The sequence below is a fragment of the Mycolicibacterium sp. P4_G11 genome (assembly GCF_056555145.1).
The window spans coordinates 433,777-460,434 of the sequence record NZ_JBFUJW010000002.1; the positions used below are offsets into that span (position 1 = coordinate 433,777).

Here is a 26,658-nt window from a genome sequence, read left to right on the forward strand (position 1 = left end):
CCAATAACACTGTTATGGAGGTTCTGGGATGACCAACCGCTACCTGGAAGGCGCTTTCGCGCCACTGCACGACGAATTCACCCTGACCGACCTGACCGTCACCGGCACGATCCCGGACTACCTGGACGGTCGCTATCTGCGCAACGGCCCGAACCCGATCGGCGAGATCGATCCGGAGCTCTACCACTGGTTCATCGGCGACGGCATGGTCCACGGCGTCCGCATCCGCGACGGCAAGGCCGAGTGGTACCGCAACCGGTGGGTCCGCGGCCCGATGACCGCCCACACGTTGGGCGAGCCGGCCCCCGTAGGACATTTCGGCCCGTCCGGCATCGGCGCGAACACCAACGTGCTCGGCCATGCCGGCAAGACGCTGGCGCTGGTCGAAGGCGGCCTGGCCAACTATGAACTGAGCGAGGAGCTGGACACCGTCGGTGTCTGCGATTTCGACGGCACCCTCAGCGGCGGCTACACCGCACACCCGAAACGCGACCCGGAAACCGGTGAGCTGCATGCTGTTTCGTACAGCTTCGCGCGCGGCAACACCGTGCAGTACTCGGTGATCGGCACCGACGGCCGCGCCAAGCGCACCGTCGACATCGAGGTGCACGGCAGCCCGATGATGCACGACTTCTCGCTGACCGAGCGGCACGTGATCTTCTACGACCTGCCCGTGACGTTCGACGCCCGGATCGTCGCAGAGATGGCAGTGCCGAAGGCCCTGCGGGTGCCCGCGCGACTTCTGTTGTCCTCGTTGATCGGTCGGGTCAAGATCCCCGATCCCGTCACCGCCCGGCAGCCGAACCTCAACCAGCGGGACCGCCGGATGCCGTACTCGTGGAACCCGAAATATCCGGCACGTGTCGGCGTCATGCCGCGCGATGGCGGCAGCGCCGACGTCCGCTGGTTCGACGTCGAGCCGTGCTACGTCTTCCACCCGCTGAACGCGTACGACTCCCCCGACGACAACACGATCATCCTGGACGTCGTCCGGCACCCGAAGATGTTCGACACCGACCAGCTGGGGCCGAACGAGGGGTCGCCCACCCTCGAGCGCTGGACCGTCGACCTGGGCGACGGCAAGGTCCGCGAGGAACGCTTCGACGATCATCCGCAGGAGTTCCCCCGCCTCGATGAGCGCCTGGTCGGCAAGCGCCACCGCTACGGCTACGCACCCACCGTCAGCGAAGGCGCGGGCGGCAGCGACACCCTGCTCAAGCACGACCTGATCGCCGGCAGCACCGCGACGCGCTTCTTCGGCGCCGGGAAGATGCTGGGCGAGTTCGTCTTCCACCCGTCGTCGCCGACCGCGGCCGAAGACGACGGGGTGCTGATGGGCTATGTCTACGACGAGGCGACCGACCGCAGCGAGCTGGCGATCCTCGACGCACAGACCTTGGAGGACGTCGCGAGCATCAAGATTCCGCACCGGGTACCGGCCGGATTCCACGGCAACTGGGTGCCGACCACCTGATCGCCGAAAGGCGTCAGGGGGTGATGATGTTGAACGCCGGGTCGGGCCGGTCGACGACGCTCAGCAGTGTCGGGAGCGCGGTGGCGTCACCGGTCACCTCCACGCCTGGCGAGCTGGTGTCTCCGGCGGCAAATGCCAAGAGCCGCAACTTGTTCGCCAGGGTGACTGTGGCCTGCGCGGTGCCCGGGTCAGCCGTGACCTTGCGGTGCACCAGAACTCCATTGCGCAGGCTCAACCGGTAGTTGGTGGCGACGTCCTGGAACGTCACGTCGATGGCGAGGTTCAGGTCCCACGCGCGCGGGCCGTTGACGTTGATCGCGAAAGTGTCGAACATCTGCTCCGGCGTCAACTGCGCCAGCATCGTCGGTGACGCCGACTGCGTCGGGGTGCCGAAGTTGCCGACGCGCAGTTCGGTGGCGCCGGACAGGAAGAAGTTGCGCCACACGGCGTTCTCGGCGCCGTAGGCCAGCTGCTCCAGGGTGTCCGCGTACAGTTCCCGGGCGGCGACGTGGTGCTCATCGGTGAAGATGGCGTGATCCAACAGGGTTACCGCCCAACGGAAGTCACCCTCGTCGAACGCGGCCTGCGCCAGCTCGACGACCCGGTCGATGCCGCCCATGGCCGCCACGTAGCGGGGCGCCGCCGCAGCCGGCGGATGCTGCCAAAGCCGGCCCGGGTTGCCGTCGAACCAGCCCATGTAGCGCTGGTAGACCGCTTTCACGTTGTGGCTGACCGACCCGTAGTAGCCGTGGGTGTGCCAGGCCTGCTCCAAAGCTGGTGGCATCTGGAAGGTTTCGGCGATCTCGATGCCGGTGTAGCCCTGATTGAGCTGCCGCAGCGTCTGGTCGTGCAGGTAGGCGTACAGATCCCGTTGCACCGAAAGGTATTCGACGATGTTGTCCTGGCCCCAGGTCGGCCAGTGGTGGGATGCGAAGACGACGTCGGCCCGGCCGGCGAAGGTGTCGATGGCCTCGGTCAGGTAACCGGCCCAGCCGTGCGGATCGCGCACCAGTGCGCCACGCAGCGTCAGTAGGTTGTGCAGGTTGTGGGTCGCGTTCTCGGCCATGCACAGCGCCCGGAATTGCGGGAAATAGAAATGCATTTCGGCGGGCGCCTCAGTGCCCGGCGCCATCTGGAACTCGATCTCGACGCCGTCGATGGTGTGCGTCTCGCCCGTCGCCTTGATATCGAGGGTCGGCACGATCAGTGCCACCTCACCCGTCGACCCGACCTGCCCCAGGCCGCAGCCGACCTGCCCCTGCGGACCGCGATCGAGTGCCGCGCCGTACATGTAGCCCGCGCGGCGGGCCATCGCCGTTCCGGCGTAGACGTTTTCCTGCACAGCATGTTCGGTGAAGCCCTCGGGAGCGATGATCGCGACGGCGCCGGCGTCGACCTCGGCCTGTGAGGTCACGCCGAGCACGCCGCCGAAATGGTCGACGTGGCTGTGCGTGTAGATGACCGCCCGGACTTCACGATCACCGCGCTGGGCGCGATACAGCGCGAGCGCCGCGGCGGCGGTCTCGGTGGAGATCAGCGGGTCGATGACGATGACACCGGTATCGCCCTCGATGAAGCTGATGTTCGACAGGTCCAGACCGCGCACCTGGTAGATGCCCGGCACCACTTCGTACAGGCCCTGTTTGGCGCACAGCTGGGACTGCCGCCACAGGCTCGGGTGCACGCTGTCCGGCGCGTCGCCGTTCAGAAAGTTGTAGGAGTCGTTGTCCCACACCACTCTTCCGTCAGCGGCGGTGACGACGCACGGTTCCAGCGCGGCGATGAATCCGCGGTCTGCGTCGTCGAAGTCGCGGGTGTCCGCGAACGGGAGCGACGCGGTGTGTGCGCGGTTGGCGGCGGCGATGGCATCGGTTGGCGGCTTCTGCTCCATACCGACCACCTTTCCATCTCACAGCTCGTGCAACACCACTTCCGCGAGAACACCCTGGTCGATCGTCGCTGTCATGTACGTGCAGTGCGGCTGGCGCCGGCGGTCGGTGGGTGAGCCGGGGTTGAGCAGCCGCAGGCCGGTGGCCGCGGTGCTGTCCCAGGGAATGTGACTGTGCCCGAACACCAACACGTCGGTGTCGGGGTACAGCCGGGCCATCCGGGCATCGCGTCCGGCGGACGCGCCGGTCTCATGGGTGATGGTGAACCGCACGCCGTCGAGCGTGACGTCGGCCCGCTCGGGCAGCCGGGCGCGCAGATCGTCGCCGTCGTTGTTGCCCCAGCACGCGACCAGACGCGCTGCCCGCTGCTCGAGTTCGTCGAACAACGCCACGTCCACCCAGTCGCCGGCGTGCAGCACCACGTCGGCGCGGGCCACTTCGTCCCAGACCTGCGCGGGCATGTCCCGGGCCCGCTTGGGCACGTGGGTGTCGGAGATCAGCAGTAGACGCATCCCGCTGCCGCTCAGGCGATCTCGCCGCTGAAATACCGGCGCGGGTTGACCACCAGCATGGCGGTGATCTGTTCGTCGGTGACGCCACGCTCCCGCAGTGCGGGCAGCACGTCGTCGCTGATGTGGGTCAGCTTCCAGTTGGGCACCGCAGCCAGTTTGCCCTCATGCGAGAACCAGTCGATGAAGCACGAGGTGTCATGCGCCAGCACCATCTTCTCGGCATAGCCGCGTTTGGCCAGCGCCGCCACGGTGTCGACCCGCTGCTCGAACGGCAGCAGGATGTCGAGCCCGAAGCGGTCCATACCGAGATACGACCCGGCGTCGGCGAGCGCGCACAGGTAGTCGAGATCCGTACTGTCGCCGGAGTGCCCGATGACGACCTTGGTCAGGTCGACACCTTCCTCGGCGAACACCTGCTGCGCGACGAGGCCGGAGCGGCTGTGCGCGTCGGTGTGCACGGTGATGGGGGCACCGGTCTGCACGTGTGCCTGGCCGACGGCGCGCATCACCCGCTCGACGCCCGGCGTCAGCCCCTGGTGCTCGATGGCGCATTTCAGGAACGCCGCCTTGACCCCGGTGCCGGCGATGCCCTCGCGGATATCTCGGACGAACAGTTCGACCATCGGCTCCGGAGTGTCGAACAGCCGGCCAGGGCCGGTGTGCAGAAACTGGAACGGCACGTCGTTGTAGGTGTAGATGCCTGTCGCCACCACGATGTTGATGTCGACCTGCTCGTTGACCCGCTGGATACGGGGCAGGTAGCGGCCAAGACCGATCACCGTGGGATCGACGATCGTGTCGATGCCTCGTGATTTGCATTGGCGCAGTTGGTCTATCGCGTCGGCGACGCGGGTCTCCTCGTCCCACGGCGACGGATAGTCGGGGAAGTTCTGCCGAATCTCGTCGCCCAGGATGAACACGTGCTCATGCATGAGCGTCGCCCCGAGTCGGTCGACAGGAACCGGGCCCCTGACGGTCTGCACGTTCGTCATCACCGCCAGTCTGTGCCATCGATCCTCGGGCATCAAGACCCCATGTCAATCGAGTTGACACCACCTACACGTTCCCAGTTAGCTGAGGTAACGTCCCACACATCCAGAACCGCAAAGGAGTGTCCGCATGGATTGGAACTTCCTCGGCACCGACTGGCACCTGTTCGGCAAGCTGGCCGACGTCGCCCTCCTGACGCTGCTGTTCGGTGCCACAGTGATGTTCTTCTACATCCAGCGCCTCCGAAAACAGCCCCAGTTACCGATGGCCGAGGGCGTACGGGCCAAGCAGACGGTGCTCACCAAGGTCCGCAAGCGCCAGCCGATGACCCCTGAAGAACTGGAATATGCGACCCAGGTCGTCAACAATCAGCGGACCCTGATGACTTTCGCAATTCCCCTCACCATCTTTTCGCTGGGCTGTTTCTACGTGCTCGGCAGCCTGGAACAACTGCACGGCGCAACCCCTTCGGAGCGCACCTTTCTCGGGATCATCGCCATGATCTCGTCCATCAATGTGACGACGCAGATCTTCCGGGTGATCAAACTGAAAAAGCGCCTCGCGACCGTCACCTTGGTGAATTCTGGGAATTAGCTGGACGCTCTCACCTCGCCTTTCTATGGCGCGGAATATGTGGGACTACTCCGGCGTCGATTGACTGATAGTCTTTACGCCGACTCATCTCAATCTAGTTGATATAGAACTCTGATGTCGAAAGGTGATCGAGTGAGCCAGCGCTCTACCGGCAGACGATTCCTCGCACGCGCCTGGATGCCGTTGGTCGCCCTCATCGCGATCGCCGTCGGCGTGCTGTGCATGGTCAAGGTCCACGAATTCTCCGAGCCGGGACCGGTGCTGGCGGTCAACCCGCCGCAGGCTCCTCCGGAGTTCACCCCCAAGACCCTCACTTATGAGGTCTTCGGCACCCTCGGCTCCGGCGGCCTGCTGTCGTACGTCGACATCAGCGGCCACCCCCACAAGGTCGACCTCACCGAACTGCCGTGGTCACACACCGAGACCACCACCCTCACCGTGGTCTCCGGCAGCATCTCGATCCAGGTGCACGGCGGCACCGTCGGCTGCCGGATGAAGGTGAATGACGTTGTCCGCGATGAACAATCCGACGACCACGGCAACGCCGACGTCGCCTGCCGGGTGAAGTCCGCGTGACCGAAACCGACACCGCCCCGATCGCCCGCCCCGCACACAGCGCGGCGAAGCGCCCCTTCGTCGCCAGAACCGTTCGGTTCCTGGCCATCCCAATCATCGTCTTCTGGGCGCTGCTCGCGGTGATCACGAATACCTTTGTGCCGCAGATCGAACGCGTCGCCGAGGAACTCGCCGGCCCGATGGTGCCGACCTACGCGCCATCCCAGGTCGCGATGCTGACCATCGGCAAGGAATTCCACGAGTCCACCTCGACCAGCTTGACCATGCTGGTGCTGGAGGCCGACCGCGGCCTCACCGAGCAGGATCGTGACTACTACGCCGGCCTGGTCAACACGCTCAAGGCCGACAGCACGCACGTGCAGTACGTCATGGACACCTGGGGCAAGCCGATCACCGCCGCCGGCGCGCAGAGCCTCGACGGCAAAGCCGCCTACGTCCTGCTCCGCCTGGCCGGCGACATCGGGCAGATGGAGGCCAACAACTCGGTCAATGCCGTCAGGACAATCGTCGACACCTCCAATCCGCCTGCCGGACTGAAGGTTTACGTCAGTGGCGCGGCGCCACTGGCCGCCGACACCGTCCTCATCGCGAACTCGAGCCTGAACAACATCACCATCGCGACGATGTTCCTGATCATCTTCATGCTGTTGCTGGTCTACCGCTCCGTCGTCACGATGCTGGTGCCGTTCTTCGGGGTGATCCTGCTGATGCTGTCGGTCAAGGGCGTGATCTCCGCGTTCGGGCACTACGGCTTCATCCCGTTGTCGTCTTTTGCCACCAACATGGTCATCTCACTGACCCTCGGTGCGGGTACCGACTACGGCATCTTCCTCATCGGCCGATATCACGAAGCCCGCCTCGCCGGCGAGAGTCGTGAAGACGCGTATTACACCGCCTACAAGGGTGTTTCGCACGTCATCGTCGGCTCCGGCCTGACCATCGCGGGCGCCTGCGCCTGCCTGACGTTCGCCCGGCTGAATTACTTCCACACCATGGGCCCCGCCGTGGCGGTCAGCATGCTGATCACCATCGCCGGTGCCCTGACCATCGGGCCCGCACTGCTCAGCGTCGGCAGCCTCTTCGGGCTCTTCGACCCGAAGCAAGCGGTCAAGGCCAAGCTGTACCGGCGCATCGGCACCGCCGTGGTGCGCTGGCCCAAGCCGATTCTCGTGGCCAGTGTCGCGGTCGTGTCCGCGGGCGCGGTGTTCGTCCCGACGTACCGGGTCAGTTTCGACGATCGCACCTACCAACCGTCAGATGCCCCGGCCAATCAGGGATTTCAGGCCGCCGACCGGCATTTCCCGAAGAGCAAGCTGTTCAGCGAGATGCTGATGGTCCAGGCTGACCATGACATGCGCAATTCGGCGGACTTCATCTCGCTGGACCGGGTGGCCAAAGCCCTGATCCGCCTGCCCGGCGTGGCGATGGTGCAGAGCATCACCCGCCCCATGGGCCGGGCTCTCGAACACGCCTCCATCCCTTACCTTTTCACCACACAGGGCAGCGGCAACGGCCAGCAGTTGCCGTTCACCCAGCACAACAACGAGAACACCGCGAAGCAGGCCAAGATCACCGCGCACAGCATCGAGGTGCTGCAGAAGACGGCGGACCTGACCCAGCGACTCGCCGACGAACTGCACAACACGGTGTTGACCCTGGAGGACATGGAGCAGGTCACCAACGACATGCGTGACGCGGTATCCAACCTCGACGACTTCATGCGCCCGCTTCGTGCGTATTTCTATTGGGAGCCACACTGTTTCGACATTCCGGTGTGCTGGTCGTTCCGGTCGCTGTTCGACGTGATCGACAAGGTCGACAACCTGGCCGCCGACATCGGCAAGGCGGTCGGCTCATTTCAGGTGATTGACAGCCTGATGCCGCAGATGGTCTCACTGCTGCGGCAGACGGTGTCCGACAATCAGGCGCTACTGGCGTTGATCGTCAACAACTACGGCCCCACCGACATTCAGAACAAGAACACCGACCAGACCTTCGACGACATGATCAACGTCGGCAACGACTTCGACGCGTCGCGCAGTGACGATTTCTTCTACATCCCGCGCGAAGCGTTCGACAACGACGACATCAAAACCGGTATGGCACTGATGATGTCGCCCGACGGACATGCCGCGCGCTTCATCGTCACCCACGAGGGCAACGCGATGGGCCCCGAGGGCATCGAGCACGTCGAGCAGTTCCCCGACGCCATCAAGATCGCGCTGAAGGAAACGTCGCTGGCCGGGTCGAAGATCTACATCGGTGGTTCCGGGTCCAACAACAAGGACATCGAGCTGTACTCGAAGAACGACCTGATGATCGCGGCCATCGCGGCCTTCGTGCTGATCTTCCTGATCATGATGATCATCACCCGATCCCTGGTGGCTGCCTTGGTCATTCCCGGCACCGTGGCCTTCTCCTACGCGGGTGCGTTCGGGTTGTCGGTGCTCATCTGGCAGCACCTGATCGGCCTGCATCTGCACTGGCTGATCCTGCCGCTGACTTTCATCGTGCTGGTGGCCGTCGGCTCGGATTACAACCTGCTGCTGGTGGCCCGGCTCAAAGAAGAAATCCACGCCGGCCTGAACACCGGCCTCATCCGTGCGCTGGGCAGCACCGGTGGCGTCGTGACGTCCGCCGGTCTGGTGTTCGCATTCACCATGCTGGCGATGCTCTCCAGTGATCTGCGGACCATCGGGCAGATGGGGTCGACCGTCTGCATCGGCCTGCTGCTCGACACCCTGGTGGTGCGGTCATTTATCGTGCCGTGTCTGGTGCGGCTGCTGGGCCCGTGGTTCTGGTGGCCGACGTTCGTGCGGCAACGGCCGCTACAGCCGTACCAGGCTAAGTGGCCGCGCGCCGAAGCAGCTGCGGGTCATGAGCGTTGACCAGCAGTAGATTCGGTTGGCCCGCGGCCCAAAGTTCGCTCAGCCGTTGGTGATTGGCCTGCACCTTCTTCCAGTCGAACGCGACTGAACGCTCCATCAGGCGCAGGGCCTGCGGTGCGCTACCGCTGCCGTCGAGCTGACCGTGATGGTAGAAGCTGTCGCCCACGTGCAGAATCCAGCGGTTCCCGGCGTCGACCGCCACCGCGGCGTGCCCACACGTGTGCCCTGGCAGGTTGATCAAAACGATGCCGTCTGCGATCTCGGTCAGTTCTTTGGCGCCGGCGAAACCGCGCCAAGACTCGGTGTCCGCGGGTGAGTGCTCGACCAGGAGCGGGCCGTGGGCGTGTCCGGCGGGCAAGTACCGTTGCTTCTCCACGAGGGTTTTCGGGTGCAGCGCCGCAAATGCTTCGGCGTTGGTGAGATGCACCTGGGCCCAAGGGAAGTCGGCAAGACCGCCCACGTGGTCCGCATCGAAATGGGTCAGGACGATGTGCCGGACATCGGTGGGCTGAAATCCGAGCCCGCGGATTTGGTTGACGGCGGCTTCGGCCGGGTCGAAGACCGGCCGGACGTAGAAGCGGGCCGGGCCGAAGCGGCTGGCTGGCGACTCGGCGTCCCGTAGCCCCAGTCCTGAGTCGACGAGCACGAGACCACCCGGCGTTTCCACCAGCAGCACGTGACACACCAACCCGTCGGGGACGAAACGCGGGTGCATGGTGCCGCAGTTCAGGTGGTGGACCTTCATGGCGACGCGGTCAGATCAGCGGGCGGGGTATCGATGAGCCGGGCGTCAGGCTGGCTGGACATGGCCAGCAGCCCGCGCAGCCCGCGGATGACCACGGGCCAGTTTCGTGGGTCGCGCAGATTGAGGCCTCCCACAAGCTGTTTCAGCATTGTCAGCGTGTCGAAGTAGATGCGTTCGGCGATCAGGTTCTCGTTCTCGTCGAAGACGAAATACGCCGTCATCCGCGTCCGGTGCCGTGAGCCCGTGGCCGGGATTCCGCCCAGCGGCCCCAGATGCGTTCCCAGCAGCCAAAATTCGACGATCACCGCATCGGCACTGTGCCGCAGCGCGATGATCTCGTGGTCCTGGTCGGGAAACGCGACCCGGGTGTCGTGGTAGTAGCCACGCACGTCGGCGTCGCCGTCGTGGACGGTGAGCGTCGGGATGATCTCGTAGTGCGGATGCGGGAAGGTGGCCAGCACGTCGTCCCAGTCCTGGCGGACCTCGTCGTGAAAGTGGTCGAGGACAAGCTTTTCGCGAGCCTGCAACACCTCGATGGACGGAATGGCGAAGCGGAGCGTCATGCGCCCTCCTGTTCGGGCCGTGAAGTATTTCCACACCGTGGGATTAATCGAGGATAATCCCACGGTGTGGAAATTTGCAAGGGTCTGCGCAAGAATGACGCCATGAACGCGGCCACCCCAGCTCCGCGCCGCGGACGGCCACCAAAGGCACTGGCACAGTTGACGCGATCGACTATTCGCGAAGCGGCGCTGCAGGTCATCGACAACGACGGCATCGCCGCGGTGAGCATGCGATCGGTCAGCCGGTTGCTCGGCGTCGACGCGAAAAGCCTGTACCACCACGTCGCCGACAAGGACGATCTGCTCGACGCCGTCGCCGAACATCTGCTCGGACAGCTGCGGCCACCGGCGCCCACGGGCGACCTGCGGACCGACCTTCGCGCCCTGGCCTACGAATTCCGGCGGGTGACCCTCGCCCACCCCGAGGCCGCGACGCTCGTACTGACCCGGCAGATGTCTACGCTCGCCGGGCTCACCCCCGTCGACGCGCTGCTGTCGATGCTGCGTCAGGGCGGCGCGAACCCCGAGCAGGCCGTGCGCCTCACCCGCGTCCTGGTGGCCGCTGTCGTCGGGATGCTGCTTCGTGAGGTGTCCGCCGGCCCCACGTTCGGTAGCGGCGATCCCGCCGACATCACAGCCAGACAAGCCGAACTCGACGAATCCGCATTACCGGAAGTGGTTGCGTGCGCGCCCTTTCTCGCGCGCTTCGACCGGGACGAGGAATTCGCGTCCGGCGTGGATTTCGTGGTCGATTTCGTCGTGTTCCAGCTGGCGCGCCTGACATAGTGCTGCCATGCGGTTGTTGAGCGCTGTCGACACGATGTTCTACCGGATGGAGTCCGACCGGACGCCCATGCACATCGGTGCCCTGCTGACGTTCCGGCTGCCCGACGGCGCCGGCCCGGACTACGTCCGCAAGCTGTACGAGGCGTTCTCCACACTCTCGTTCCTGCCGTTCCCGTTCGACAGTCAGATCGTCGACGGCATCTTCCCCGAGTGGCACACCGTCCAGCCCGATCCGGACTATCACGTCCGACTCTCGGCGCTGCCGTACCCGGGGAGCGAAACCGATTTGGGCAAGCTCGTTGCGCGGTTGCACGCCCACCCCCTGGACATGCGCCGGCCCCTCTGGGAGGCGCACTTCATCGAGGGCCTGTCCGACGGGCGCTTCGCCATGTACTTCAAGGCCCACCACTGTGCGGTGGACGGCATGGGCGCGATCAACACCATCAAGAAGTGGTTGAGCACCGAACCCGACCGCTACGTGCCGCTGTCCGAGGCCGGGCCGAAGGCGGAGGTGCCCGACCGCAATCGGCTCGCGTCGGTCGCGTACGAGCTCTGGAACCGGACGGCCGACGGTGTCACCGGCTCGGCCGAGTTGGTGAAGAGCCTGGTCGGCATGATCGGCGGCGACAACAGCCACGTGGGGGCCACGCTGGGCACGCCGCGGGCGCCGTTCAACGCGACTCTCACCCCGCAGCGTCGACTCGCGGTCGAGATTCTCGAACTCTCCCGCCTGAAGGCGATCGCCAAAGCCACCGAGACGACCGTCAACGACGTCACGCTGGCAGTCTGCGGCGCGGCGCTGCGCCGCTACCTTGAGGAGCAGGGCGAGCTGCCCGACCAAACCCTGACGGCCTCGGTGCCGGTCGGCTGGGAGCGGGACGAGGACACCTTGAATGCTGCCGCCGGTTTCGTCTGTCCTTTGGCGACAACGGAATCCGACCCGTTGGAGCGGTTGGCGGTGATCAACGCCTCGACTACCCGCGGCAAGAAGGAACTGCTCGCGATGTCACCGAACGCACTGAACCACTACACGCTGATGGGGCTGCTGCCGCTGACCATCGGCCAGAAAACCGGTGCGCTGACCAAGATTCCGCCGCTGTTCAACCTCACGGTGTCCAACGTGGTCCTGACCAAGGATCCGCTGTACCTCGGCGGCGCGCAGCTGGAGTTGATCGCCCCCGTCTCGTTCCTGTGCGACGGCTACGGGCTGAACATCACCCTGGTGGGTTACACCGACAAGGTCATCCTCGGGTTCGTCGGCTGCCGCGACACCATGCCGCACCTGCAGCGCCTGGCCGTGTATGCCCGCGAAGCACTCGACGAACTGGAGCAGGCCGCCGCCTAGTCCCGGCGGCTGACCAGGTACCAGGTGTGCATCACACCCTTGCCTTTGACTTCGACTGCGCCCCGCTCCTCCAGCACGAATGAGTCCTTGAGTCGCTCATAGACGTTCTGCGGCACCTGGATTCGGCCTTCGACGTCGGTGGTCTCCATGCGTGCCGCAACGTTGACCGCGTCGCCCCACACGTCGTAGAAGAACTTCCGGGCGCCGACGATGCCGGCGACCACCGGGCCGGCCGCCAACCCGATGCGCAGCGGCACCGGTCGGCCGCCCGGGTCCTTCAGTTCCGCCACGGCGTCGACCATGTCCAGCGCCAACGACGCCAGCGCCTCGAGGTGGTCGGGGCGCGGCTCCGGCACCCCGCTGACGACCATGTAGGAGTCGCCACTGCTCTTGATCTTCTCCAGGCCATGCCGATCCACCAGGGTGTCCAGGTCGGTGTACAGGCCATCGAGGAAACGGACCAGTTCGGTGGGCGTGGTATCGGCTGCGCGCTGGGTGAATCCGGCGATATCGGCGAACAACACCGAAGCGTCGTCGTACCTGTCGGCGATGACATCCCGGTGCGGATCCTTCAATCGCTGCGCGATCTTCGCCGGCAGGATATTGGCCAACAGCGACTCGGAGCGTTCGTACTCACTCGCCAAAGCGGTTTCCGCACGGCCGATTTCGCGCATCGCATACCAGACGGTCGCGACCACCAGGATCCATGACGACACCACCGAGATGACGAACCCGAGGGTCGTCGCCCATGTCGGCTGGACCCCGGTGTCGATGGGCGCCAGGAACTGCAACGCAATGGTGAGCCCGGCCCCGACCGCCGCCACGACTGATGCCAGCACGATGTGTTCGATGCCGAGGATCAGCACGACGAGCGACGCGGCGACCAGAAAGTACAGCTGCTGCCCCGATCCGCGTCCTATATACGCCGTCACGAGAGTGGTCAGGGAGTACGCGATACCGATGAAGATCAGCGGGGCGTGGAGTTCACCGAAGCGGTACAGCCTGGGGAGCACGAGATAGACCGGGGCGCACACGACGGCAAGCGCCCCGATCCACAGGCCATGCTCGCCGGCGAGCATGGCCAACCCGCCGAGGAAGACAGCGACCACCGCGCCGATGCGGGCGGCCACAGTCAGCACCCGTCGACGGCGCGCGAGGCTCTCTGCGGACGCTGTCCCGGGCGACATGTCCGGCAGCGTATCGCTGAAGGCGCACGTCAGCTGTCGATTCCGCCCCGAAGCGGACCCGGTCAGTCCGTAGCGAGGGCTCGATAGTGCGCGGTGACCTGTTCACGCAGTTTCGACTCGGTGTACTTGATGCCGGGCTCGAGTATGGAATCGATGACCTTGGATAGCGCACGGCCGGCCAAGCCACCTCCGACCTGGTATCGGATCTCCGCGGAAGTCGAACACCGTTCGGCGTCGACCGGCGTCACACCCCACACCACAGTGCCGGTGATGAGGCCGTCGTCGAGTGACAGAGCGATGATCTGACCATCGGTGTACTCGGATACATGACCGTTGAGGGCGAACTTGATCGGACCGAGTTGCATGCGCAACAGAAACTTGGCGCCGAGCCGCGGCGCGGTGGGCACCAGATAGTCAAATGCCTTGGCGCCGAACACAAACTTGGGAACGTTATCGGCGCTGTCGATGTATGCGAAGCACACATCGGCGGGTACCGAAAACTCGGCGGAATGTTCAACTGTCGGCATTCATGCTCCTAGATACCTCGTCTCACCCGCGACCAACCCATCCGCGCTTCTTCGTGCCAACGCCATGGCCTGGGCACCAGCGGCCAGCTGTGTCGGATGGTTGCCCGGATGGCACGGTACGCCCGCTCATCGGTGCGGGTCCATCGAATCTCGAATCGTTCTCGCACAACCTCGGGCAGGCCACCAAAGATGGTCAATCGCATCGGCGGCGCGAGCACCGTTCGGGTCGAGCGCATCGGCAGCAAGCGGTCGGTCACCGCAGCCAAGCCGGGCAACGCAGGGAAGTACGGCGAGGCGCTCATATCGGGGATGGCTTGACGCTTGATGAAGGCAATCAGGTAATCCGACGCTGGATTCGGTTCCAGCACTTGGGTGCAGTAGCGCTCGAACTCTGCCTCGAACGCCTCGCGGTCGGCGGGCAATGGTGCGTCGCTGACACCGTATCGGTGATACCAGACGCAGCCCTCGTCGTAGAGCTGCTGTAGCTCGGTATCGGTCAACGGGTAGGTGTCCCAATAGGTCGCCACTCGGTCGACCATCCGCTGGAAGGTGGCGTGCGCCCACCAGTATGTTTTCGGGTTCAGCGCGTGATACGGCTGCCCGTCGGGCATCTCGCCTTTGATCTCTCGGTGGTAGTCACGGACCCCCAACCCCGTGGCAGCGCCGTCGGCGCGATAGACGGTGCCGAGAATCCCTGGCAGGGAACGGAATACCCGGTCCACCGGGTCATCGAAGAAGTTGGAGTGCTCGATCAGCGCATAGCCGATCGCCGGATGCATCGTCTGCAGCAGCCCTGCCGCACCGCCTTCGAATGCGATGCGCATGTCGCCGGCCCATCGCCACAGCAGCGAGTGCTGGCCCAGCGATGCCCTGCCGGAATCGCTCATATCCGACCTCAATCCTGATGCCCCAACACGATAGCGGCGGCAGGACAACGGTCAGCAGCCTGCCGAACGCGTTGTTCGTCAGCCGGTCCAACGGGTACTGGTCCGATGGGATTCTCCCCAAGCAGACTCACAACACCGCCATCGAAGCCGAACAAGGTGGGCACCGCCGCGATGCACTGGCCTGATTCCAAGCACAACTCGGGATCGACCTGCACCGTGATCACGACGACACCGACAGTGCTTCGCGGATAGTCGTTGTGCGGCGAGGCTCGAGCCGCACCGGCAGACCGCCGGAGATCGTGCACGAGAACGTCGAGGCATGGACCGGACGCCAACCGGGATCGATGGCCAGCTCGAATCGCTGGTGCAGCAAGGTCAGGATGAACATGGCGTTCATATAGCCCATCTGCGATCCGATGCACCGATGCGGGCCGGCGCCGAACGGGATGTACGCCAGCGACGGTCGCGCCGCAACCGTGTCCCGATCGGTGAACCGGCTGGGATCGAACTGATCTGGGTTGTCCCACCAACGTTGGTCGCGGTGCAGTGCGTACACCGAGACCCCGACGATCGTCCCTTTCGGAATGAAGTAGCCGTCGATCGTGTCGTCGCGCATCGCGATCCGTGGATGAAACGGATGTCCTTGCAGCCGTTGACCTTCGTCGAAGCATGCCTTGACCCAGGTGAGACGTTCAAGATCGGCGTAGGTAGGCGGCTGGCCATTCAACTGATCGACTTCGGCCTGCAGCTGGGCACGAGCGGCGGGGTTGTCACGCAGCAGGGCCAGTGTCCACGCCGTCGACGCGACGACGGTTTCATAGCCGCCCGCGATGAGGATCAACAATTCGGCAATGAGGTCCTTGCGGCTCAACGGATTCCCGTCCTCATCGCGCGCGTCGAGCAGCACCTGTAGCAGATCTGTTCCTTCGATCGGCTGCGCCAGCCGGTGCTCGATCTGTTTGTTGATCCAGCGACGGGTACGCCGATACGCAGCCCAAAGGTTGTTGCGCCCGAATGGCAACAGGTTCGGGGGGCGGTTCACCAAGACCGCCGCGCTCATCATTTTCAGGATCGTACGAAGGTCCTGATCGAGCTGATCGATTTCTCCGTCGGTGAGGGGGATGCCGAACATGGCCCGCATGAATGCCGGCATGGTCAGCCAGGCGATCTTATGTTGCAAATCAACGGTTTTGCCGGTTCCCACCCACGGAGCCCATGCGTCCATGCGGCTGTTGAACTCATCGACCACCGCCGGCGATAGTTCGGCGAGCGAGCTGTTGCGGAACATCGGCGTGATCAAGCGCCGGCGCTGCTTGAATGCAGCACCTTCCATGTAAGGAATTGATGCGCCCAAGATGTTGTGCGCCAGCGATTCAAACGGGCCGACCATGCTGTAGGTACCGGTGTTGTCGGCCATGATCTGCGCGACGTGATCGGGGTGATTGACGCACACGATGTCGAGCACCGGCAGCGGAACCGAAAAGACGTCGCCATAGTCGGCCGCACAGTTCCGCAGGTAGGTGAACGGGTCACGTTGATACTGAGGCAAGACACCGATGAACGGCTTGCCCTTGGGTCCCGGCGGGCGAACGGCAGCCCGCTCCGATCGAGCCAGGCGTGCCGTGCGCACCGGGTTGCGGAAGTAGTTGAGTAACTCGGTGGCCATCGCCACTCCAATCTCGTTCAAACAGCTAAGGATTAGTGCCGGTTAGACGGCAGTCGGCGCCGGTGCGTTCGAGCGGTGCACGGACGCGCGTAAGCGGTAGTCCACGCAGACCGGCATGTGTAGCGCCACCCACGCCGCGCCGCCGTTCAATGCCGTGGACGCAATCGCAAGCACCCAGAACAACGGTGGGCTCGCCTGACCATGGATGGCCAGGAAGTTCGGAAAGGTGCAACCGAGGACGTAGCCGATGTAGAGCACCGGCGGTGCGACCAGTGCTGCCAGCCAACGCCAGCCTCGGAGGTGTGGCACCAACATCGCCAGCGCGACGCCGATGATCGGAAACATGCCGGCGTTCTGCATCAAGCTGGGAAGCGGCACGCCCAGGATCGTGGCGTGGTTGCCGTAGTAACGCATGACGTCGAAATACGACAGCGCCATCTCACCAGCACCCTCGATCAGCGAGAGTCCGCCGAACACCACGATCATCCGATTGACCGACGCGCCGGCAACGATCATCCGGTAGGCGAGGTAGGAGACGTAGGCGACGGACGATGCGTACATCAGGGGAACCATTGCCGACATCGGCCGCCCGGCAATGGTGGCCAACTGCAGGGGCAACTCCGCCGGATACCAGGTCGCCATCGCAATGTCGTAGGTCGGTTCGATGGCGAACGCGAAAATCGTTGCGCCGCTGACTATCAGGAGCGCCAGTAGCGGATCTCGCCGACGCAGCCAGTCCCGTAGCGCCATAACACCGACCGCCACTGTGCTGACTGCGAGCCCAGCCATCACCAGCCAATACACGGTGAGATTGGGCGTCATGTCCACCGGGTGTGTCAGCATCTCGCCGCTCCGTTCAGAATTGTTGGCACGATCTCGTACCAGCATTGCCAGCAGACTATTTTGGGTACGATGCCGTGTCAAGATTGACGGGAAGACCGAGAGGAGCCCCGACGGTGGCCGACTCCGCCCTACATCGCCCGCATCGCGGCGTGAGCGCTGCCGAGCGGAAGAGCATCCGGCGCGCGACCTTGATCGATTCTGGTCTGGAGCTGTTCGGCACCCAGGGCATCGCCGCGGTCAGCATCGACCAGATATGCGTCCATGCCCGGCTCAACAAGCGCTACTTCTACGAAAGCTTCAGTTCCCTAGACGATCTCGTGGACGCGGTCGTCAAGCGAATCCTCGCCGACATTGCCGAAGGATTGGTCCCCCGCGTCGCCAAGGGAGGCTTCCGTAACCCGCAGCCGGCCGTGGCCTACTTCGTCGACACGGTGCTGTCCGACCACCGGATAGCGCGGCTGCTGTTCGTGGAGGCCGACTCGGGCGCGCTCACCAACCACAGCCAGCGCTTCATCGACGGCGCCGTCGAGCTGTGGCTGGCAAGCGATCCCAACAGCCCGGACGATCCGATCCAGCGAGGAATGCTGCGCATGGGCGCGTACGCCTTTGGTGGCGCGTGCCGTGAGGTACTGCTGGCATCCATCACGGGGAAGCTCGACCACAGCGCCGAGCAGATCACTGCGTACCTCGTGGCGTTGCTCGCCGCGATGTCCGCCGGCTACGACACAGCCTGACACCCGCCGGCGGCGGAATCACGCCGTCAGCCGAGTGAGCGCTCGGACGATCGGAGACATTGCCGAAGCCGTCCGGATGCCGATTTTCTGCAGGCGCTCGTTGTGCACCAACGAGCCGATACCGGCGAGTTGTGCTGCGCCATAAAGCATGTCCCAGTCGGTATCTATGTGGCTGATCTTGAAGTCGTCGGTCAGCGTGTAGCGGTCGATGCCGATGAAATTGAGGCAGCGGCCCGTGCCGCGCAGCTTCACGTCCAGACCGGGCACGACGGTTTCGCCCGTCATCCGGCCGACTCCACGCCACGGGATCGTGATGCGCCACTGCCCTTCGAAGTAGTCGGCGTACGGCAGCGATCGGATGGTGCCGTCCTGCGGGTAGAACGCGAAGTCCGGGAAGATGTCAAAACTGGCCTGGCAGTTGTCGATTGTGAACTGCCGACCTTCCTTGTTCACCTGGAATGTCGAGCTGTCGATGTAGCTGCACTCGTCGGCGAGGCAGTAGTCGATCTTCTTGATGTCCTGTTCGGCCCACGCGGAGAACCAGACCTGCGCGAAGTCGAACATCCCCTCGGCGGGCAGACCACGCTCGATGGCAAGCTTCTCCTGTTGCGCGACGCGTTCCCAGAATTTGGGCATCAGGGCCTGGTACTTGGCGTGCTCCGGCGAGGGTCCGAGTTCACTGATCTTGGTCATGAAGATGCTGCCTTTCAAGGGTTTTGAGTGTCTACGAAATCAGCGCGCAGCGAGGCGCACAGGCAGGCCGCCGGCGAGGCCGGTCGAGACCCGCACCAGATGGCGTGGCGTCCAGCCGTCACGCACCTGGAAGGTGAAGCGCTGCAAGATGGTTCCCAGCACCAACGTGCCTTCGATGTAGGCCATCCGCGTGCCCATGCACTTGCGTGGCCCGATGCTGAACGGCAAGAAGGCATTCCTGTTGATCTTCTCGGTGCGGAAACGGTCCGGCCAGAAGTCGTCCGGCCTCGTCCAGAATCGCGGATCACGGTGCAGCGCATAGGGTGTGATCAGTACCTGCGACCCCTTGGGTATGTGATACCCGCCGATCTCGTCGTCCACCACAGCCGTGCGGATATTCGCCGGCGCGGCCTGGAACCGCTGCGCTTCGTCGAAACAGGCACGTAGATACGTGAGGTGCTGCAAATCGTCGTATACCAACGGTTTTCCGCCCAGCGCGTCAACCTCGGCATACGCCTTGCCCAACGCGCCAGGGTTGCGGCACAACAGTGCGATGGTCCAGGCCAGTGCGGCTGCGGTGGTTTCGAATCCGGCGAACACCAGGCCCGCGGCTTCTGACCGCCGGCGCCTGTCTTGTTGCTCCGGGCATCCCTCGAATTCCATGCCGATCAGGGTGTCGACCAAGTCGGGTGCACCTGACATCGGGCAGCCTCGTCGTTCATCGACGAAGCGGTCCAGCATGCCGAACAGTTCACTTTTCGCCGCCTCCCCCTTGCGCTGCAACGGGTTCGGCACCCAGTTCGGCAGATAGTGGAAGCCGACGCGGCTGATCACGTAGACGCCGTACTCTCGCGCGCCATCGACCGCGACGTCGATTTCCGCCGGGGTGAGCTCGATCTTGAACATCGAGCGCATGAGGCCGTCCATGACGACGGCACCGAGCTCATGTTCAAGGTTGACTTCCCGTGCCGACGCGGCGTATTCGGACCACGCGTCAACCCGGTCGGTGATCCCTTCCATCATCAGCGGGGTCGCGGCAGCCAGCGCCTTCTCCCCGAAGAACGGATTGAAGGTGGTGCGAACCCGCTTCCACTCCGCACCATCGAGCAGCGGCAGAGCTGCCGGTTCTCCCGATACCAACTCGTTCGCGGCCTCGTGCTTGACGTAGCGGTCGTGGTGCCGCGTGAAGACGTGGTCGATGTGGTCCGGGTGATTGATCAGCGTCACCGTGAACTCCGGCCGGCGCGAGTTGTTCAGCCGCACCACGTCCCCGTACTTGGCCGCGATCTTGGGCAACAGCGTGTAGGGCAGGCGCATCGGATCACCCGCGCACGACGCGGCGAGCCTGATCGCGTCCCGCCTGTGCAACGTCGGCGGGTCCGGTGGCCGTGGCGGGTTCCCGGACTCAACGGACCTGTCTATCGCTTCTGGCGCAACCATGTGAATCAGTGAATCAAAGATCGTTCTCTGATTCAAGGATCAATAATGCTCTAACATCTGGGGCATGGTCGACCTGCCGTCACTCGCGGCCGCAGTAATGGCCGGCGGCCAGGGAGATGCCAACGACGCCCGTGACCGCATGCTCGACGCAGCGCGCACGGAGTTCATCAACCACGGCATCGCGCGCACCTCGGTCGCCACCATCGCCACCCGAGCCGGCGTTTCCCGGCCGACGCTCTACCGCCAATGCGGCGACAAAGACCAGATCGTGGCGTCCGTCGTGCAGCGGGAAGTAATCGACTTCTTCACCCGCGGCGCTGCCGCCATAGCGACCCAGCAGACCATCGAAGACAAGATGGTCGAGATCTTCGTCATGGGCATGCGGGAATGCCGCGAGCACCCTCTCGTGCAGGCCCTCAAAGACTTCGAGAACGAGGCGTTCACCCGGCGCCTGTTCACCCTCGATACGCCGGGTTACCGCAGCATGATCAGCGTGCTCGCGATGTTCCTGGCCGACAACGACTATCCATCGGCCGCCGCCGAACGGGCGCTCGACTTCTCGCTGCGCGTCACCGCGACATTGCTGATCGCGCCATCGGAATTCCTGCCCACCGACGATGACGAGAACACCCGCGAATTCGCCCGCCGCTACCTGATTCCGGTGCTACAGGCCTCGCGCTGAGGACTGTGTTCAGAAACGACAACAGGCCAGAAGCTTCAGCTTCTGGCCTGTTGTTTGTTGTGCGCCCGAAGGGACTCGAACCCCTAACCTCCTGATCCGTAGTCAGGTGCTCTATCCATTGAGCTACGGGCGCATGGTTACAACTATTCAGTTATGTGGCGGAGGCGAGAGGATTTGAACCTCCGGTCCCCTGTAAGGGGGACAACTCATTAGCAGTGAGTCCCATTCGGCCGCTCTGGCACGCCTCCTGAACGCTCCGAGGTTACCGGGCTCTTGCACCCCGGAACCGCCGAGGGCATACGGTACACAGTCAACACTGCCAAAGGCAAAGCGCGACGCCAGAAGGCCATTTGCCGTCCACCTAGACTGTCCCGGGTGACCGCCCGCCTGCGCCCCGAGATGGACGCTCTGCCTGCCTACACCCCCGGCCGCACCGTGCCCGGCGCCATCAAGATCGCCAGCAATGAGACCGTCGACGGCCCGCTGCCCAGCGTCCGCGAAGCCATCGTCGCGGCGATGGACAACATCAACCGCTACCCGGACAACGGCTACGCGGCGCTGCGCGAGCGACTGGCCGCCTACGTCGGGTTCGCGCCGAACCAGATCTCGGTGGGCTGCGGGTCGGTGAGCCTGTGCCAGCAGCTCATCCAGATCACCGCCGCCGCCGGCGACGAGGTGCTGTTCGCGTGGCGCAGCTTCGAGATCTACCCGCTGCAGGTCCGCACTGCCGGCGCGACCCCCGTCCCGGTCCCGCTCACGGACCACAGGCACGACCTCGACGCCATGCTGGCCGCGATCACCGACCGCACCCGGCTGATCTTCGTCTGCAATCCCAACAACCCCACCTCGACGGTCGTCGACCCGGTCAAGCTGGCCGAGTTCGTCGCCAAGGTCCCGCCGCACATCCTGGTGGTCCTGGACGAGGCCTACGTCGAGTACATCCGCGACGGCCTGCTGCCGGACAGCTTCGCGCTGGTGCGCAAGCACCCGAACGTCGTCGTGCTCCGCACCTTCTCGAAGGCGTACGGGCTGGCCGGTCTGCGGATCGGCTATGCCGTCGCACATGAGGACATCGTCACGGCCCTGGGCAAGGTGTACGTGCCGTTCACGGCGACCAGCGTCAGCCAGGCCGCGGCCATCGCCTGCCTGGACGCCGCCGACGAGCTCCTGGCCCGCACCGACGCCGTGGTGGCCGAACGGGCCCGGGTCAGCGCCGCCCTGCGCGACGCCGGCTTCGAGCTGCCCGACTCGCAGGCCAACTTCGTCTGGCTGCCACTGAGCCCCGACGACACCGTCGACTTCGTCGACGCGGCCGCCGACAACAAACTCCTGGTGCGGCCCTACGGCCAGGAGGGCGTGCGCGTCACCGTCACGGTGCCGCGCGAGAACAACCTGTTCCTGGACTTCGCCGTCAGTTGGCGCGGCGGCCGGTGAAGCCGATCAACTGATCCAGCGGGCTCGCGTCCGCCGGGACCTCGACGGGATCGTCGAACCCGACGACAGCCCGCGCCGCGGGGCTGACCGCGGCCTTGGTCATACCGAGGACGTACTCGGCCAGATCGTCGGGGGCGTCCACCGTGCCGCCAACGGCGGTGGCGTAGTCCCAGGCGTGGACGAGGAATTCCAGCGACAGGATGCCCGCGATCTGCACGGCCGGCATCTCACCGGGCCCTGCCGGCACCGTGCCATCCAGGCCGCGGGTACGCCAGGCCGCCAATGCGGGCCGCGCCGCGGCAGTCACCTGATCGGCGATCGGCGCTGCGTCATCGCGATCCGGTAGCTGGGCACCGGCGATGCCGCCGATGACCGTGATCGAGTTCATCAGGTGATCCGTGAGCGCTGCCACATCAAACTGCGTGCAGGGCGTCTGCCGGGCCGCGTCGTCCGGTCCCAGACCGGCCAGCACCCGCTCGAGAACATCCAGACTGGCCTCGCCGGCCTCGATCACATCGGACGGAATCGTCATGCACGGGACGCTACGCCCAGGTTCACCGGCTAGCCTGCGGATCATGGGTGAAACCTCGGGAACCTTTGAATCGCTCTCCATTGAGACCAAGGACCACGTCGCACAGGTGACATTGCTCGGCCCCGGCAAGGGCAACGCCATGGGCCCGGCGTTCTGGGCCGAGCTGCCGGTGGCCTTCGCCGCCCTGGACGCCGATCCCGAGGTGCGCGCCATCGTGCTCACCGGCTCGGGCCGCAACTTCAGCTACGGGCTGGACCTACCCGCCATGGGCGGCATGCTCGCGCCGATGCTGGGCGGCGGCCTGGCCAAGGAACGCGCCGACTTCCACACCATGGTGCGCGGCATGCAGGACGCCATCACCGCGGTCGCCGACTGCCGCACTCCCACCATCGCCTCGGTTCAGGGCTGGTGCATCGGCGGCGGCGTCGACCTGATCTCCGCGGTCGACATCCGCTACGCCAGCGCCGACGCCAAGTTCTCGGTGCGTGAGGTCAAGCTGGCCATCGTCGCCGATGTGGGCTCGCTGGCCCGGTTGCCGCTGATCCTGAACGACGGTCATCTGCGCGAATTGGCATTGACCGGCAAGGACATTGACGCGGCACGTGCCGAGAAGATCGGCCTGGTGAACGACGTCTTCGCCGACGCCGACGCCGCGCTGGCCGCCGCGCATGAAACCGCCCGCGAGATCGCCGCCAACCCGCCGCTGACCGTCCGCGGCGTCAAGGACGTGCTGGACGAGCAACGCACAGAACGGGTTTCGGCCAGCCTGCGGTACGTCGCGGCCTGGAACTCGGCGTTCATCGCGTCGAAGGACCTGACCGAGGGCATCACCGCGATGTTCGAGAAGCGCTCACCGGAGTTCAAGGGCGAATAAGGGCCAATCACCTTGAGCCTCAACTACATCGAAGCGATCGTGGTCGGCGCGTTCCAGGGGGTCACCGAGCTGTTCCCGGTGTCCAGCCTGGGTCACTCGATCCTGGTGCCGGCCCTGGTCGGCGGTCAGTGGGCCCAGGATCTGAGCATGACGGCCGAGAAGTCGCCGTACCTGGCGTTCCTGGTGGCCGTGCACGTCGCAACGGCCGTGGCGCTGCTGGTGTTCTTCTGGCGGGACTGGGTCGCGGTCGCGCGCGGGTTGGTGACGTCGATCAAGAACCGGAAGATCACCACCTCCGCCGAGCGGCTGGCGTGGCTACTGATCCTGGCCACCATCCCGGTCGGTATCGCCGGACTGGCGCTGGACCATGCGCTGCGCACGTCATTGGGCAAGCCGATCCCGGCAGCGGCCTTCCTGGCGATCAACGGCGTCGTTCTCTTTGTGGGCGAACGACTTCGGCATCGCACGGCGTCGGCGGTACCCGCCGCCACGCATACGGAGGGACTGTCCGCGTCCGACGAACGACTGGCCCGGCTGCCCATCGCCGAAGGCATCGGTATCGGCGCGGCCCAGATTCTGGCCCTCCTGCCCGGCATCAGCCGATCCGGCGCGACCATGGTCGCCGGCGTGCTGCGCGGGCTGTCCCACGAAGACGCCGCGCGGTTCTCGTTCCTGTTGGCGACCCCGGTGATCCTGGCCGCGGGGGCCCTCAAGATTCCGGAGCTGTTCGGCCCGGCCGGCGACGGTATCGGCGGCCAGGTGCTGGCCGGCAGTGCGGCGGCGTTCGTCGCGGCCTATCTGTCGGTGCGATTCCTGGTGAAGTACTTCGAAACCCGCACACTGACGCCGTTCGCGATCTACTGCGCGGTGGCCGGTCTCGGCAGTTTGGCCTGGCTGACGCTGCGCTGAAACGCAGCGAATGTGAGTGCTGTGCACGCGAATCAGCGAATCTGCGTGCATAGCTCTCACACTGGCGATCTCCATCTGTAACCCGGCCGCCTATCTCCAAGTGGCAGCACTGCAGCCGAAATCCGTTGCAGCACAGGCGCGCGTTCGCGCGATCGGAGTATTCGCATGTCCAGATTCAGCTTTGCGCTGGGTATCGTCACGGCGGGCGTCGTCGTCGGCGCGGTGCTGTGCCCAGCGGCAACCGGCGGCGCGGTAGGCGGCCCCGGCGGCTACGGCAACGCGCAGGACACCATCAATGCGCTTCAGGCGCAAGGGTTTAACGTCCTCATCAACGGCGCTGTCGTCTATCCGCTGTCCGGGTGCAGGGTCACCGGTATCGAGGGGCTGCGCAACGACAACGTCGATTCGTCCGGTGCCATCATCGACCGCACGAAGATGACCACGGTGTGGGTGGACATCTCGTGTAAGGGCGGCTAGTTCAGGGACCCGTGCAGGTTCTTCGCCGTCGGGCTGGTCTCGACGGTTGCCGGGTCGGGGTAGGTGCCGAGCACCCGGTCGGAAGTGCCTGAGGTGGTAACTGAGAACCAGTAGTGCTCGTTCTTGAAATGGTGCAGGCGGTGATTGCGCCACACTGCCTTGTAGAACCGGTGGCGCGGCTTGTAGTCGGTGTGGACCAGGTAGTGCGTCCACTCATAGCCCATGAGAATCAGCGACTCGACCACGATGAATGACAGCGTGGCCGATACCGGGGCACCCGCGACGGCGCCGATACCTAGAGGCAGCGCCACGATTGCCGCGATCAGCCATCGCAGTGTCGGCGTCGGGACGAACACCAAGTCGATGTCGCGAGGATTCGCGTGGTGGCGTCGATGGTCGCGGGCCACCAGGGTGTCCACGGTGATCGGGCCGAGTTCTCGCGGTCGCCAATGCAGGATGAAAACGTGAATCACCCACTCCACGAACGGATATAGCAGCGCCAGCACCAGCGGCGCCCACAGGTCGCGTAGTGCCAGCCCGCCGACGACGGTCCGCGCGCCCACTGCTCCGACCACCAACGCCAGGATCATCCATGGCGTCGGATGGCGCCAGAACTCGCGGCCCGCCTGGCCAAGCGTCACTCCTCGCGTGCCGGTGGTCGTCACTGCGCCTCCATCTGGTCGAGAAATTCGGTCAGCACCGTGGTGGCGCCACCGAGCACTGTCGATGCGGCTCGGCGGGCTTTCAGTGCGGCGCCCGACGTCACCGCATCCGCGAGCTTGCGATACGCGGATGCGGGTTCAGCGGCCGCGACGGCGTCGGCGACCGCCGCGAGCATCGGTTCGTACACCCGGCGCATCCCGTTGAAGATCAGCGTCATCGCGATCGAATCCGCGCCGGTGACAAGGCAATCCCAGAAATCGAGCGCGGCCAATTGTTGGGTTGGTCCGCTCTGCGCGCGCTCGATGTCGGCGAGCGCGCGTGCCAGCGGTTCGGCGAGCTTGCCCGCGGACCGCGCCGCTGCCCGTTCGGCGATCCATGGCCCGAGGTACTCGCGCACTTCCAGCACGCTGCGCACCACCGACGGGTTCACCATCGCCCCGTCGGGTGCGTCGACCAGCAGATGCGGCAGTAGATCGAGCCCACCCGTGCGGGTGATGTCGTTGACGACGGCGCCGTCGCCCTGCCGCACGTCGAGATGACCGGACGCGACCAGACGCTGGATCGCCTCACGCACCACGGGCCGCGATACACCCAGCACTTCGGCCAGCTTGCGCTCACTCGGCAGGCGTGAACCCGGCGGCTGGGCGCCGGCGACGAGCTGCTTGAGCAGCTGGTCATGCACCTCGTCGGCCGCCGAGCGCCGCTTGATCGACGTCAACTCCATGCCGACGACACTAACCCGCCAAAG

Annotated in this window: 28 protein-coding genes and 2 tRNA genes; 12 read left to right on the forward strand and 18 right to left on the reverse strand. The window is 65.0% G+C overall.

Going from position 1 to position 26,658, the window contains the following annotated elements; all coding sequences use genetic code 11:
- The first annotated feature begins 28 nt into the window (after window positions 1-28).
- Window positions 29-1,474 carry a carotenoid oxygenase family protein gene (locus AC1U2B_RS05750; RefSeq protein WP_480216014.1) on the forward strand — a complete coding sequence of 482 codons (1,446 nt, stop codon included), beginning with the start codon at window positions 29-31 and terminating at the stop codon, window positions 1,472-1,474.
- Between the two features lie 13 nt (window positions 1,475-1,487).
- On the opposite strand, the gene AC1U2B_RS05755 is transcribed toward AC1U2B_RS05750, so the two are convergent.
- From AC1U2B_RS05755 to AC1U2B_RS05765, 3 genes are read right to left on the reverse strand one after another with little or no spacing between them, the layout of a single operon-like run.
- On the reverse strand, window positions 1,488-3,365 hold the full coding sequence (locus tag AC1U2B_RS05755) for an alkyl/aryl-sulfatase (RefSeq protein ID WP_480216015.1): 1,878 nt from the start codon (window positions 3,363-3,365) through the stop codon (window positions 1,488-1,490).
- An 18-nt stretch (window positions 3,366-3,383) separates the two neighbouring features.
- Entirely contained in the window at window positions 3,384-3,875 is a 492-nt protein-coding gene (locus AC1U2B_RS05760) for a metallophosphoesterase family protein (RefSeq protein WP_480216016.1), read from the reverse strand.
- A gap of 11 nt (window positions 3,876-3,886) precedes the next feature.
- Complete coding sequence (locus AC1U2B_RS05765) at window positions 3,887-4,867, reverse strand: phosphotriesterase family protein (protein ID WP_480216017.1); 981 nt, start codon at window positions 4,865-4,867, stop codon at window positions 3,887-3,889.
- 127 nt (window positions 4,868-4,994) lie between these two features.
- Between AC1U2B_RS05765 and AC1U2B_RS05770 the strand changes: the two genes are divergently transcribed.
- From AC1U2B_RS05770 to AC1U2B_RS05780, 3 genes are all read left to right on the forward strand, one after another.
- Window positions 4,995-5,459 (forward strand): hypothetical protein, encoded by a 465-nt coding sequence (locus tag AC1U2B_RS05770; RefSeq protein ID WP_480216018.1) that lies wholly within the window; start codon window positions 4,995-4,997, stop codon window positions 5,457-5,459.
- A gap of 177 nt (window positions 5,460-5,636) precedes the next feature.
- The gene (locus tag AC1U2B_RS05775) at window positions 5,637-6,035 is read left to right on the forward strand and encodes an MmpS family transport accessory protein (RefSeq protein WP_043402709.1); all 399 of its coding nucleotides are present in this window, start codon (window positions 5,637-5,639) and stop codon (window positions 6,033-6,035) included.
- 20 nt (window positions 6,036-6,055) lie between these two features.
- Window positions 6,056-8,923 (forward strand): MMPL/RND family transporter, encoded by a 2,868-nt coding sequence (locus AC1U2B_RS05780; protein WP_480216075.1) that lies wholly within the window; start codon window positions 6,056-6,058, stop codon window positions 8,921-8,923.
- On the opposite strand, the gene AC1U2B_RS05785 is transcribed toward AC1U2B_RS05780, so the two are convergent.
- Window positions 8,880-9,668: an MBL fold metallo-hydrolase gene (locus AC1U2B_RS05785; protein WP_480216019.1), complete on the reverse strand. Its 789-nt coding sequence runs from the start codon at window positions 9,666-9,668 to the stop codon at window positions 8,880-8,882. The two genes, AC1U2B_RS05780 and AC1U2B_RS05785, sit on opposite strands and share 44 nt — an antisense overlap.
- Window positions 9,665-10,231, reverse strand: a complete 567-nt coding sequence (locus AC1U2B_RS05790) for an ester cyclase (protein ID WP_260935456.1) — start codon at window positions 10,229-10,231, stop codon at window positions 9,665-9,667. The genes AC1U2B_RS05785 and AC1U2B_RS05790 overlap by 4 nt, the downstream gene beginning before the upstream one ends.
- A gap of 102 nt (window positions 10,232-10,333) precedes the next feature.
- Between AC1U2B_RS05790 and AC1U2B_RS05795 the strand changes: the two genes are divergently transcribed.
- Window positions 10,334-11,017 carry a TetR/AcrR family transcriptional regulator gene (locus AC1U2B_RS05795; protein ID WP_480216020.1) on the forward strand — a complete coding sequence of 228 codons (684 nt, stop codon included), beginning with the start codon at window positions 10,334-10,336 and terminating at the stop codon, window positions 11,015-11,017.
- A 7-nt stretch (window positions 11,018-11,024) separates the two neighbouring features.
- Window positions 11,025-12,362 (forward strand): WS/DGAT/MGAT family O-acyltransferase, encoded by a 1,338-nt coding sequence (locus AC1U2B_RS05800; protein WP_480216021.1) that lies wholly within the window; start codon window positions 11,025-11,027, stop codon window positions 12,360-12,362.
- Here the strand turns inward: AC1U2B_RS05800 and AC1U2B_RS05805 are convergent.
- The 6 genes from AC1U2B_RS05805 to AC1U2B_RS05830 form a co-directional block, all read right to left on the reverse strand.
- Complete coding sequence (locus AC1U2B_RS05805; RefSeq protein ID WP_480216022.1) at window positions 12,359-13,549, reverse strand: adenylate/guanylate cyclase domain-containing protein; 1,191 nt, start codon at window positions 13,547-13,549, stop codon at window positions 12,359-12,361. The genes AC1U2B_RS05800 and AC1U2B_RS05805 overlap by 4 nt on opposite strands.
- Window positions 13,550-13,611: 62 nt before the next feature.
- Window positions 13,612-14,076, reverse strand: coding sequence for a hypothetical protein (locus AC1U2B_RS05810; RefSeq protein WP_480216023.1), 465 nt, complete (start codon window positions 14,074-14,076; stop codon window positions 13,612-13,614).
- An 8-nt stretch (window positions 14,077-14,084) separates the two neighbouring features.
- Complete coding sequence (locus AC1U2B_RS05815) at window positions 14,085-14,963, reverse strand: oxygenase MpaB family protein (RefSeq protein ID WP_480216024.1); 879 nt, start codon at window positions 14,961-14,963, stop codon at window positions 14,085-14,087.
- Between the two features lie 8 nt (window positions 14,964-14,971).
- Window positions 14,972-15,268 carry a ferredoxin gene (locus AC1U2B_RS05820; RefSeq protein ID WP_480216025.1) on the reverse strand — a complete coding sequence of 99 codons (297 nt, stop codon included), beginning with the start codon at window positions 15,266-15,268 and terminating at the stop codon, window positions 14,972-14,974.
- On the reverse strand, window positions 15,184-16,629 hold the full coding sequence (locus AC1U2B_RS05825) for a cytochrome P450 (RefSeq protein WP_480216076.1): 1,446 nt from the start codon (window positions 16,627-16,629) through the stop codon (window positions 15,184-15,186). The genes AC1U2B_RS05820 and AC1U2B_RS05825 overlap by 85 nt, the downstream gene beginning before the upstream one ends.
- Window positions 16,630-16,671: 42 nt before the next feature.
- Window positions 16,672-17,472: a hypothetical protein gene (locus tag AC1U2B_RS05830; protein ID WP_480216026.1), complete on the reverse strand. Its 801-nt coding sequence runs from the start codon at window positions 17,470-17,472 to the stop codon at window positions 16,672-16,674.
- A gap of 113 nt (window positions 17,473-17,585) precedes the next feature.
- On the opposite strand from AC1U2B_RS05830, the gene AC1U2B_RS05835 reads away from it, so the two are divergent.
- On the forward strand, window positions 17,586-18,206 hold the full coding sequence (locus AC1U2B_RS05835) for a TetR/AcrR family transcriptional regulator (RefSeq protein ID WP_480216027.1): 621 nt from the start codon (window positions 17,586-17,588) through the stop codon (window positions 18,204-18,206).
- A gap of 18 nt (window positions 18,207-18,224) precedes the next feature.
- On the opposite strand, the gene AC1U2B_RS05840 is transcribed toward AC1U2B_RS05835, so the two are convergent.
- Window positions 18,225-18,899, reverse strand: coding sequence for a nuclear transport factor 2 family protein (locus AC1U2B_RS05840; protein ID WP_480216028.1), 675 nt, complete (start codon window positions 18,897-18,899; stop codon window positions 18,225-18,227).
- A 39-nt stretch (window positions 18,900-18,938) separates the two neighbouring features.
- Window positions 18,939-20,216: a cytochrome P450 gene (locus AC1U2B_RS05845; protein WP_480216029.1), complete on the reverse strand. Its 1,278-nt coding sequence runs from the start codon at window positions 20,214-20,216 to the stop codon at window positions 18,939-18,941.
- A 187-nt stretch (window positions 20,217-20,403) separates the two neighbouring features.
- Here AC1U2B_RS05845 and AC1U2B_RS05850 point away from each other — a divergent pair, with 187 nt between their 5' ends.
- A complete protein-coding gene (locus AC1U2B_RS05850; protein ID WP_480216030.1) occupies window positions 20,404-21,021 on the forward strand; it encodes a TetR/AcrR family transcriptional regulator in 618 nt (205 codons plus the stop codon).
- Between the two features lie 60 nt (window positions 21,022-21,081).
- Here the strand turns inward: AC1U2B_RS05850 and AC1U2B_RS05855 are convergent.
- Window positions 21,082-21,154 (reverse strand) — tRNA-Arg (locus AC1U2B_RS05855).
- A 23-nt stretch (window positions 21,155-21,177) separates the two neighbouring features.
- Window positions 21,178-21,269, reverse strand: a tRNA-Ser gene (locus AC1U2B_RS05860).
- A gap of 127 nt (window positions 21,270-21,396) precedes the next feature.
- Here AC1U2B_RS05860 and hisC point away from each other — a divergent pair.
- Complete coding sequence (hisC, locus tag AC1U2B_RS05865) at window positions 21,397-22,455, forward strand: histidinol-phosphate transaminase (protein WP_480216031.1); 1,059 nt, start codon at window positions 21,397-21,399, stop codon at window positions 22,453-22,455.
- On the opposite strand, the gene AC1U2B_RS05870 is transcribed toward hisC, so the two are convergent.
- Window positions 22,433-22,987 carry a TIGR03086 family metal-binding protein gene (locus AC1U2B_RS05870; RefSeq protein WP_480216032.1) on the reverse strand — a complete coding sequence of 185 codons (555 nt, stop codon included), beginning with the start codon at window positions 22,985-22,987 and terminating at the stop codon, window positions 22,433-22,435. The genes hisC and AC1U2B_RS05870 overlap by 23 nt on opposite strands.
- A 43-nt stretch (window positions 22,988-23,030) precedes the next feature.
- On the opposite strand from AC1U2B_RS05870, the gene AC1U2B_RS05875 reads away from it, so the two are divergent.
- The 3 genes from AC1U2B_RS05875 to AC1U2B_RS05885 all read left to right on the forward strand — a co-directional run bounded on the left by AC1U2B_RS05875 (window position 23,031) and on the right by AC1U2B_RS05885 (window position 25,247).
- Complete coding sequence (locus AC1U2B_RS05875; RefSeq protein ID WP_480216033.1) at window positions 23,031-23,861, forward strand: crotonase/enoyl-CoA hydratase family protein; 831 nt, start codon at window positions 23,031-23,033, stop codon at window positions 23,859-23,861.
- A gap of 6 nt (window positions 23,862-23,867) precedes the next feature.
- Window positions 23,868-24,770 (forward strand): undecaprenyl-diphosphate phosphatase, encoded by a 903-nt coding sequence (locus AC1U2B_RS05880; RefSeq protein ID WP_480216077.1) that lies wholly within the window; start codon window positions 23,868-23,870, stop codon window positions 24,768-24,770.
- Between the two features lie 165 nt (window positions 24,771-24,935).
- Window positions 24,936-25,247, forward strand: a complete 312-nt coding sequence (locus AC1U2B_RS05885) for a hypothetical protein (RefSeq protein WP_480216034.1) — start codon at window positions 24,936-24,938, stop codon at window positions 25,245-25,247.
- Here AC1U2B_RS05885 and AC1U2B_RS05890 read toward each other — a convergent pair.
- Both AC1U2B_RS05890 and AC1U2B_RS05895 read right to left on the reverse strand, forming a co-directional pair.
- Complete coding sequence (locus tag AC1U2B_RS05890) at window positions 25,244-25,912, reverse strand: sterol desaturase family protein (RefSeq protein ID WP_480216035.1); 669 nt, start codon at window positions 25,910-25,912, stop codon at window positions 25,244-25,246. The two genes, AC1U2B_RS05885 and AC1U2B_RS05890, sit on opposite strands and share 4 nt — an antisense overlap.
- A complete protein-coding gene (locus tag AC1U2B_RS05895; protein ID WP_480216036.1) occupies window positions 25,909-26,634 on the reverse strand; it encodes a FadR/GntR family transcriptional regulator in 726 nt (241 codons plus the stop codon). The genes AC1U2B_RS05890 and AC1U2B_RS05895 overlap by 4 nt, the downstream gene beginning before the upstream one ends.
- Window positions 26,635-26,658 lie beyond the last annotated feature (24 nt).

Bases quoted from the DNA above. Each gene is read 5' to 3' on its own strand.
- AC1U2B_RS05750 (WP_480216014.1), top strand. From the start codon at position 29: ATGACCAACCGCTACCTGGAAGGCGCTTTCGCGCCACTGCACGACGAA.
- AC1U2B_RS05755 (WP_480216015.1), bottom strand. From the start codon at position 3,365: ATGGAGCAGAAGCCGCCAACCGATGCCATCGCCGCCGCCAACCGCGCA.
- AC1U2B_RS05760 (WP_480216016.1), bottom strand. From the start codon at position 3,875: ATGCGTCTACTGCTGATCTCCGACACCCACGTGCCCAAGCGGGCCCGG.
- AC1U2B_RS05765 (WP_480216017.1), bottom strand. From the start codon at position 4,867: ATGACGAACGTGCAGACCGTCAGGGGCCCGGTTCCTGTCGACCGACTC.
- AC1U2B_RS05770 (WP_480216018.1), top strand. From the start codon at position 4,995: ATGGATTGGAACTTCCTCGGCACCGACTGGCACCTGTTCGGCAAGCTG.
- AC1U2B_RS05775 (WP_043402709.1), top strand. From the start codon at position 5,637: ATGCCGTTGGTCGCCCTCATCGCGATCGCCGTCGGCGTGCTGTGCATG.
- AC1U2B_RS05785 (WP_480216019.1), bottom strand. From the start codon at position 9,668: ATGAAGGTCCACCACCTGAACTGCGGCACCATGCACCCGCGTTTCGTC.
- AC1U2B_RS05790 (WP_260935456.1), bottom strand. From the start codon at position 10,231: ATGACGCTCCGCTTCGCCATTCCGTCCATCGAGGTGTTGCAGGCTCGC.
- AC1U2B_RS05795 (WP_480216020.1), top strand. From the start codon at position 10,334: ATGAACGCGGCCACCCCAGCTCCGCGCCGCGGACGGCCACCAAAGGCA.
- AC1U2B_RS05800 (WP_480216021.1), top strand. From the start codon at position 11,025: ATGCGGTTGTTGAGCGCTGTCGACACGATGTTCTACCGGATGGAGTCC.
- AC1U2B_RS05805 (WP_480216022.1), bottom strand. From the start codon at position 13,549: ATGTCGCCCGGGACAGCGTCCGCAGAGAGCCTCGCGCGCCGTCGACGG.
- AC1U2B_RS05810 (WP_480216023.1), bottom strand. From the start codon at position 14,076: ATGCCGACAGTTGAACATTCCGCCGAGTTTTCGGTACCCGCCGATGTG.
- AC1U2B_RS05815 (WP_480216024.1), bottom strand. From the start codon at position 14,963: ATGAGCGATTCCGGCAGGGCATCGCTGGGCCAGCACTCGCTGCTGTGG.
- AC1U2B_RS05825 (WP_480216076.1), bottom strand. From the start codon at position 16,629: ATGGCCACCGAGTTACTCAACTACTTCCGCAACCCGGTGCGCACGGCA.
- AC1U2B_RS05830 (WP_480216026.1), bottom strand. From the start codon at position 17,472: ATGCTGACACACCCGGTGGACATGACGCCCAATCTCACCGTGTATTGG.
- AC1U2B_RS05840 (WP_480216028.1), bottom strand. From the start codon at position 18,899: ATGACCAAGATCAGTGAACTCGGACCCTCGCCGGAGCACGCCAAGTAC.
- AC1U2B_RS05845 (WP_480216029.1), bottom strand. From the start codon at position 20,216: ATGCGCCTGCCCTACACGCTGTTGCCCAAGATCGCGGCCAAGTACGGG.
- AC1U2B_RS05850 (WP_480216030.1), top strand. From the start codon at position 20,404: ATGGTCGACCTGCCGTCACTCGCGGCCGCAGTAATGGCCGGCGGCCAG.
- AC1U2B_RS05870 (WP_480216032.1), bottom strand. From the start codon at position 22,987: ATGACGATTCCGTCCGATGTGATCGAGGCCGGCGAGGCCAGTCTGGAT.
- AC1U2B_RS05875 (WP_480216033.1), top strand. From the start codon at position 23,031: ATGGGTGAAACCTCGGGAACCTTTGAATCGCTCTCCATTGAGACCAAG.
- AC1U2B_RS05885 (WP_480216034.1), top strand. From the start codon at position 24,936: ATGTCCAGATTCAGCTTTGCGCTGGGTATCGTCACGGCGGGCGTCGTC.
- AC1U2B_RS05895 (WP_480216036.1), bottom strand. From the start codon at position 26,634: ATGGAGTTGACGTCGATCAAGCGGCGCTCGGCGGCCGACGAGGTGCAT.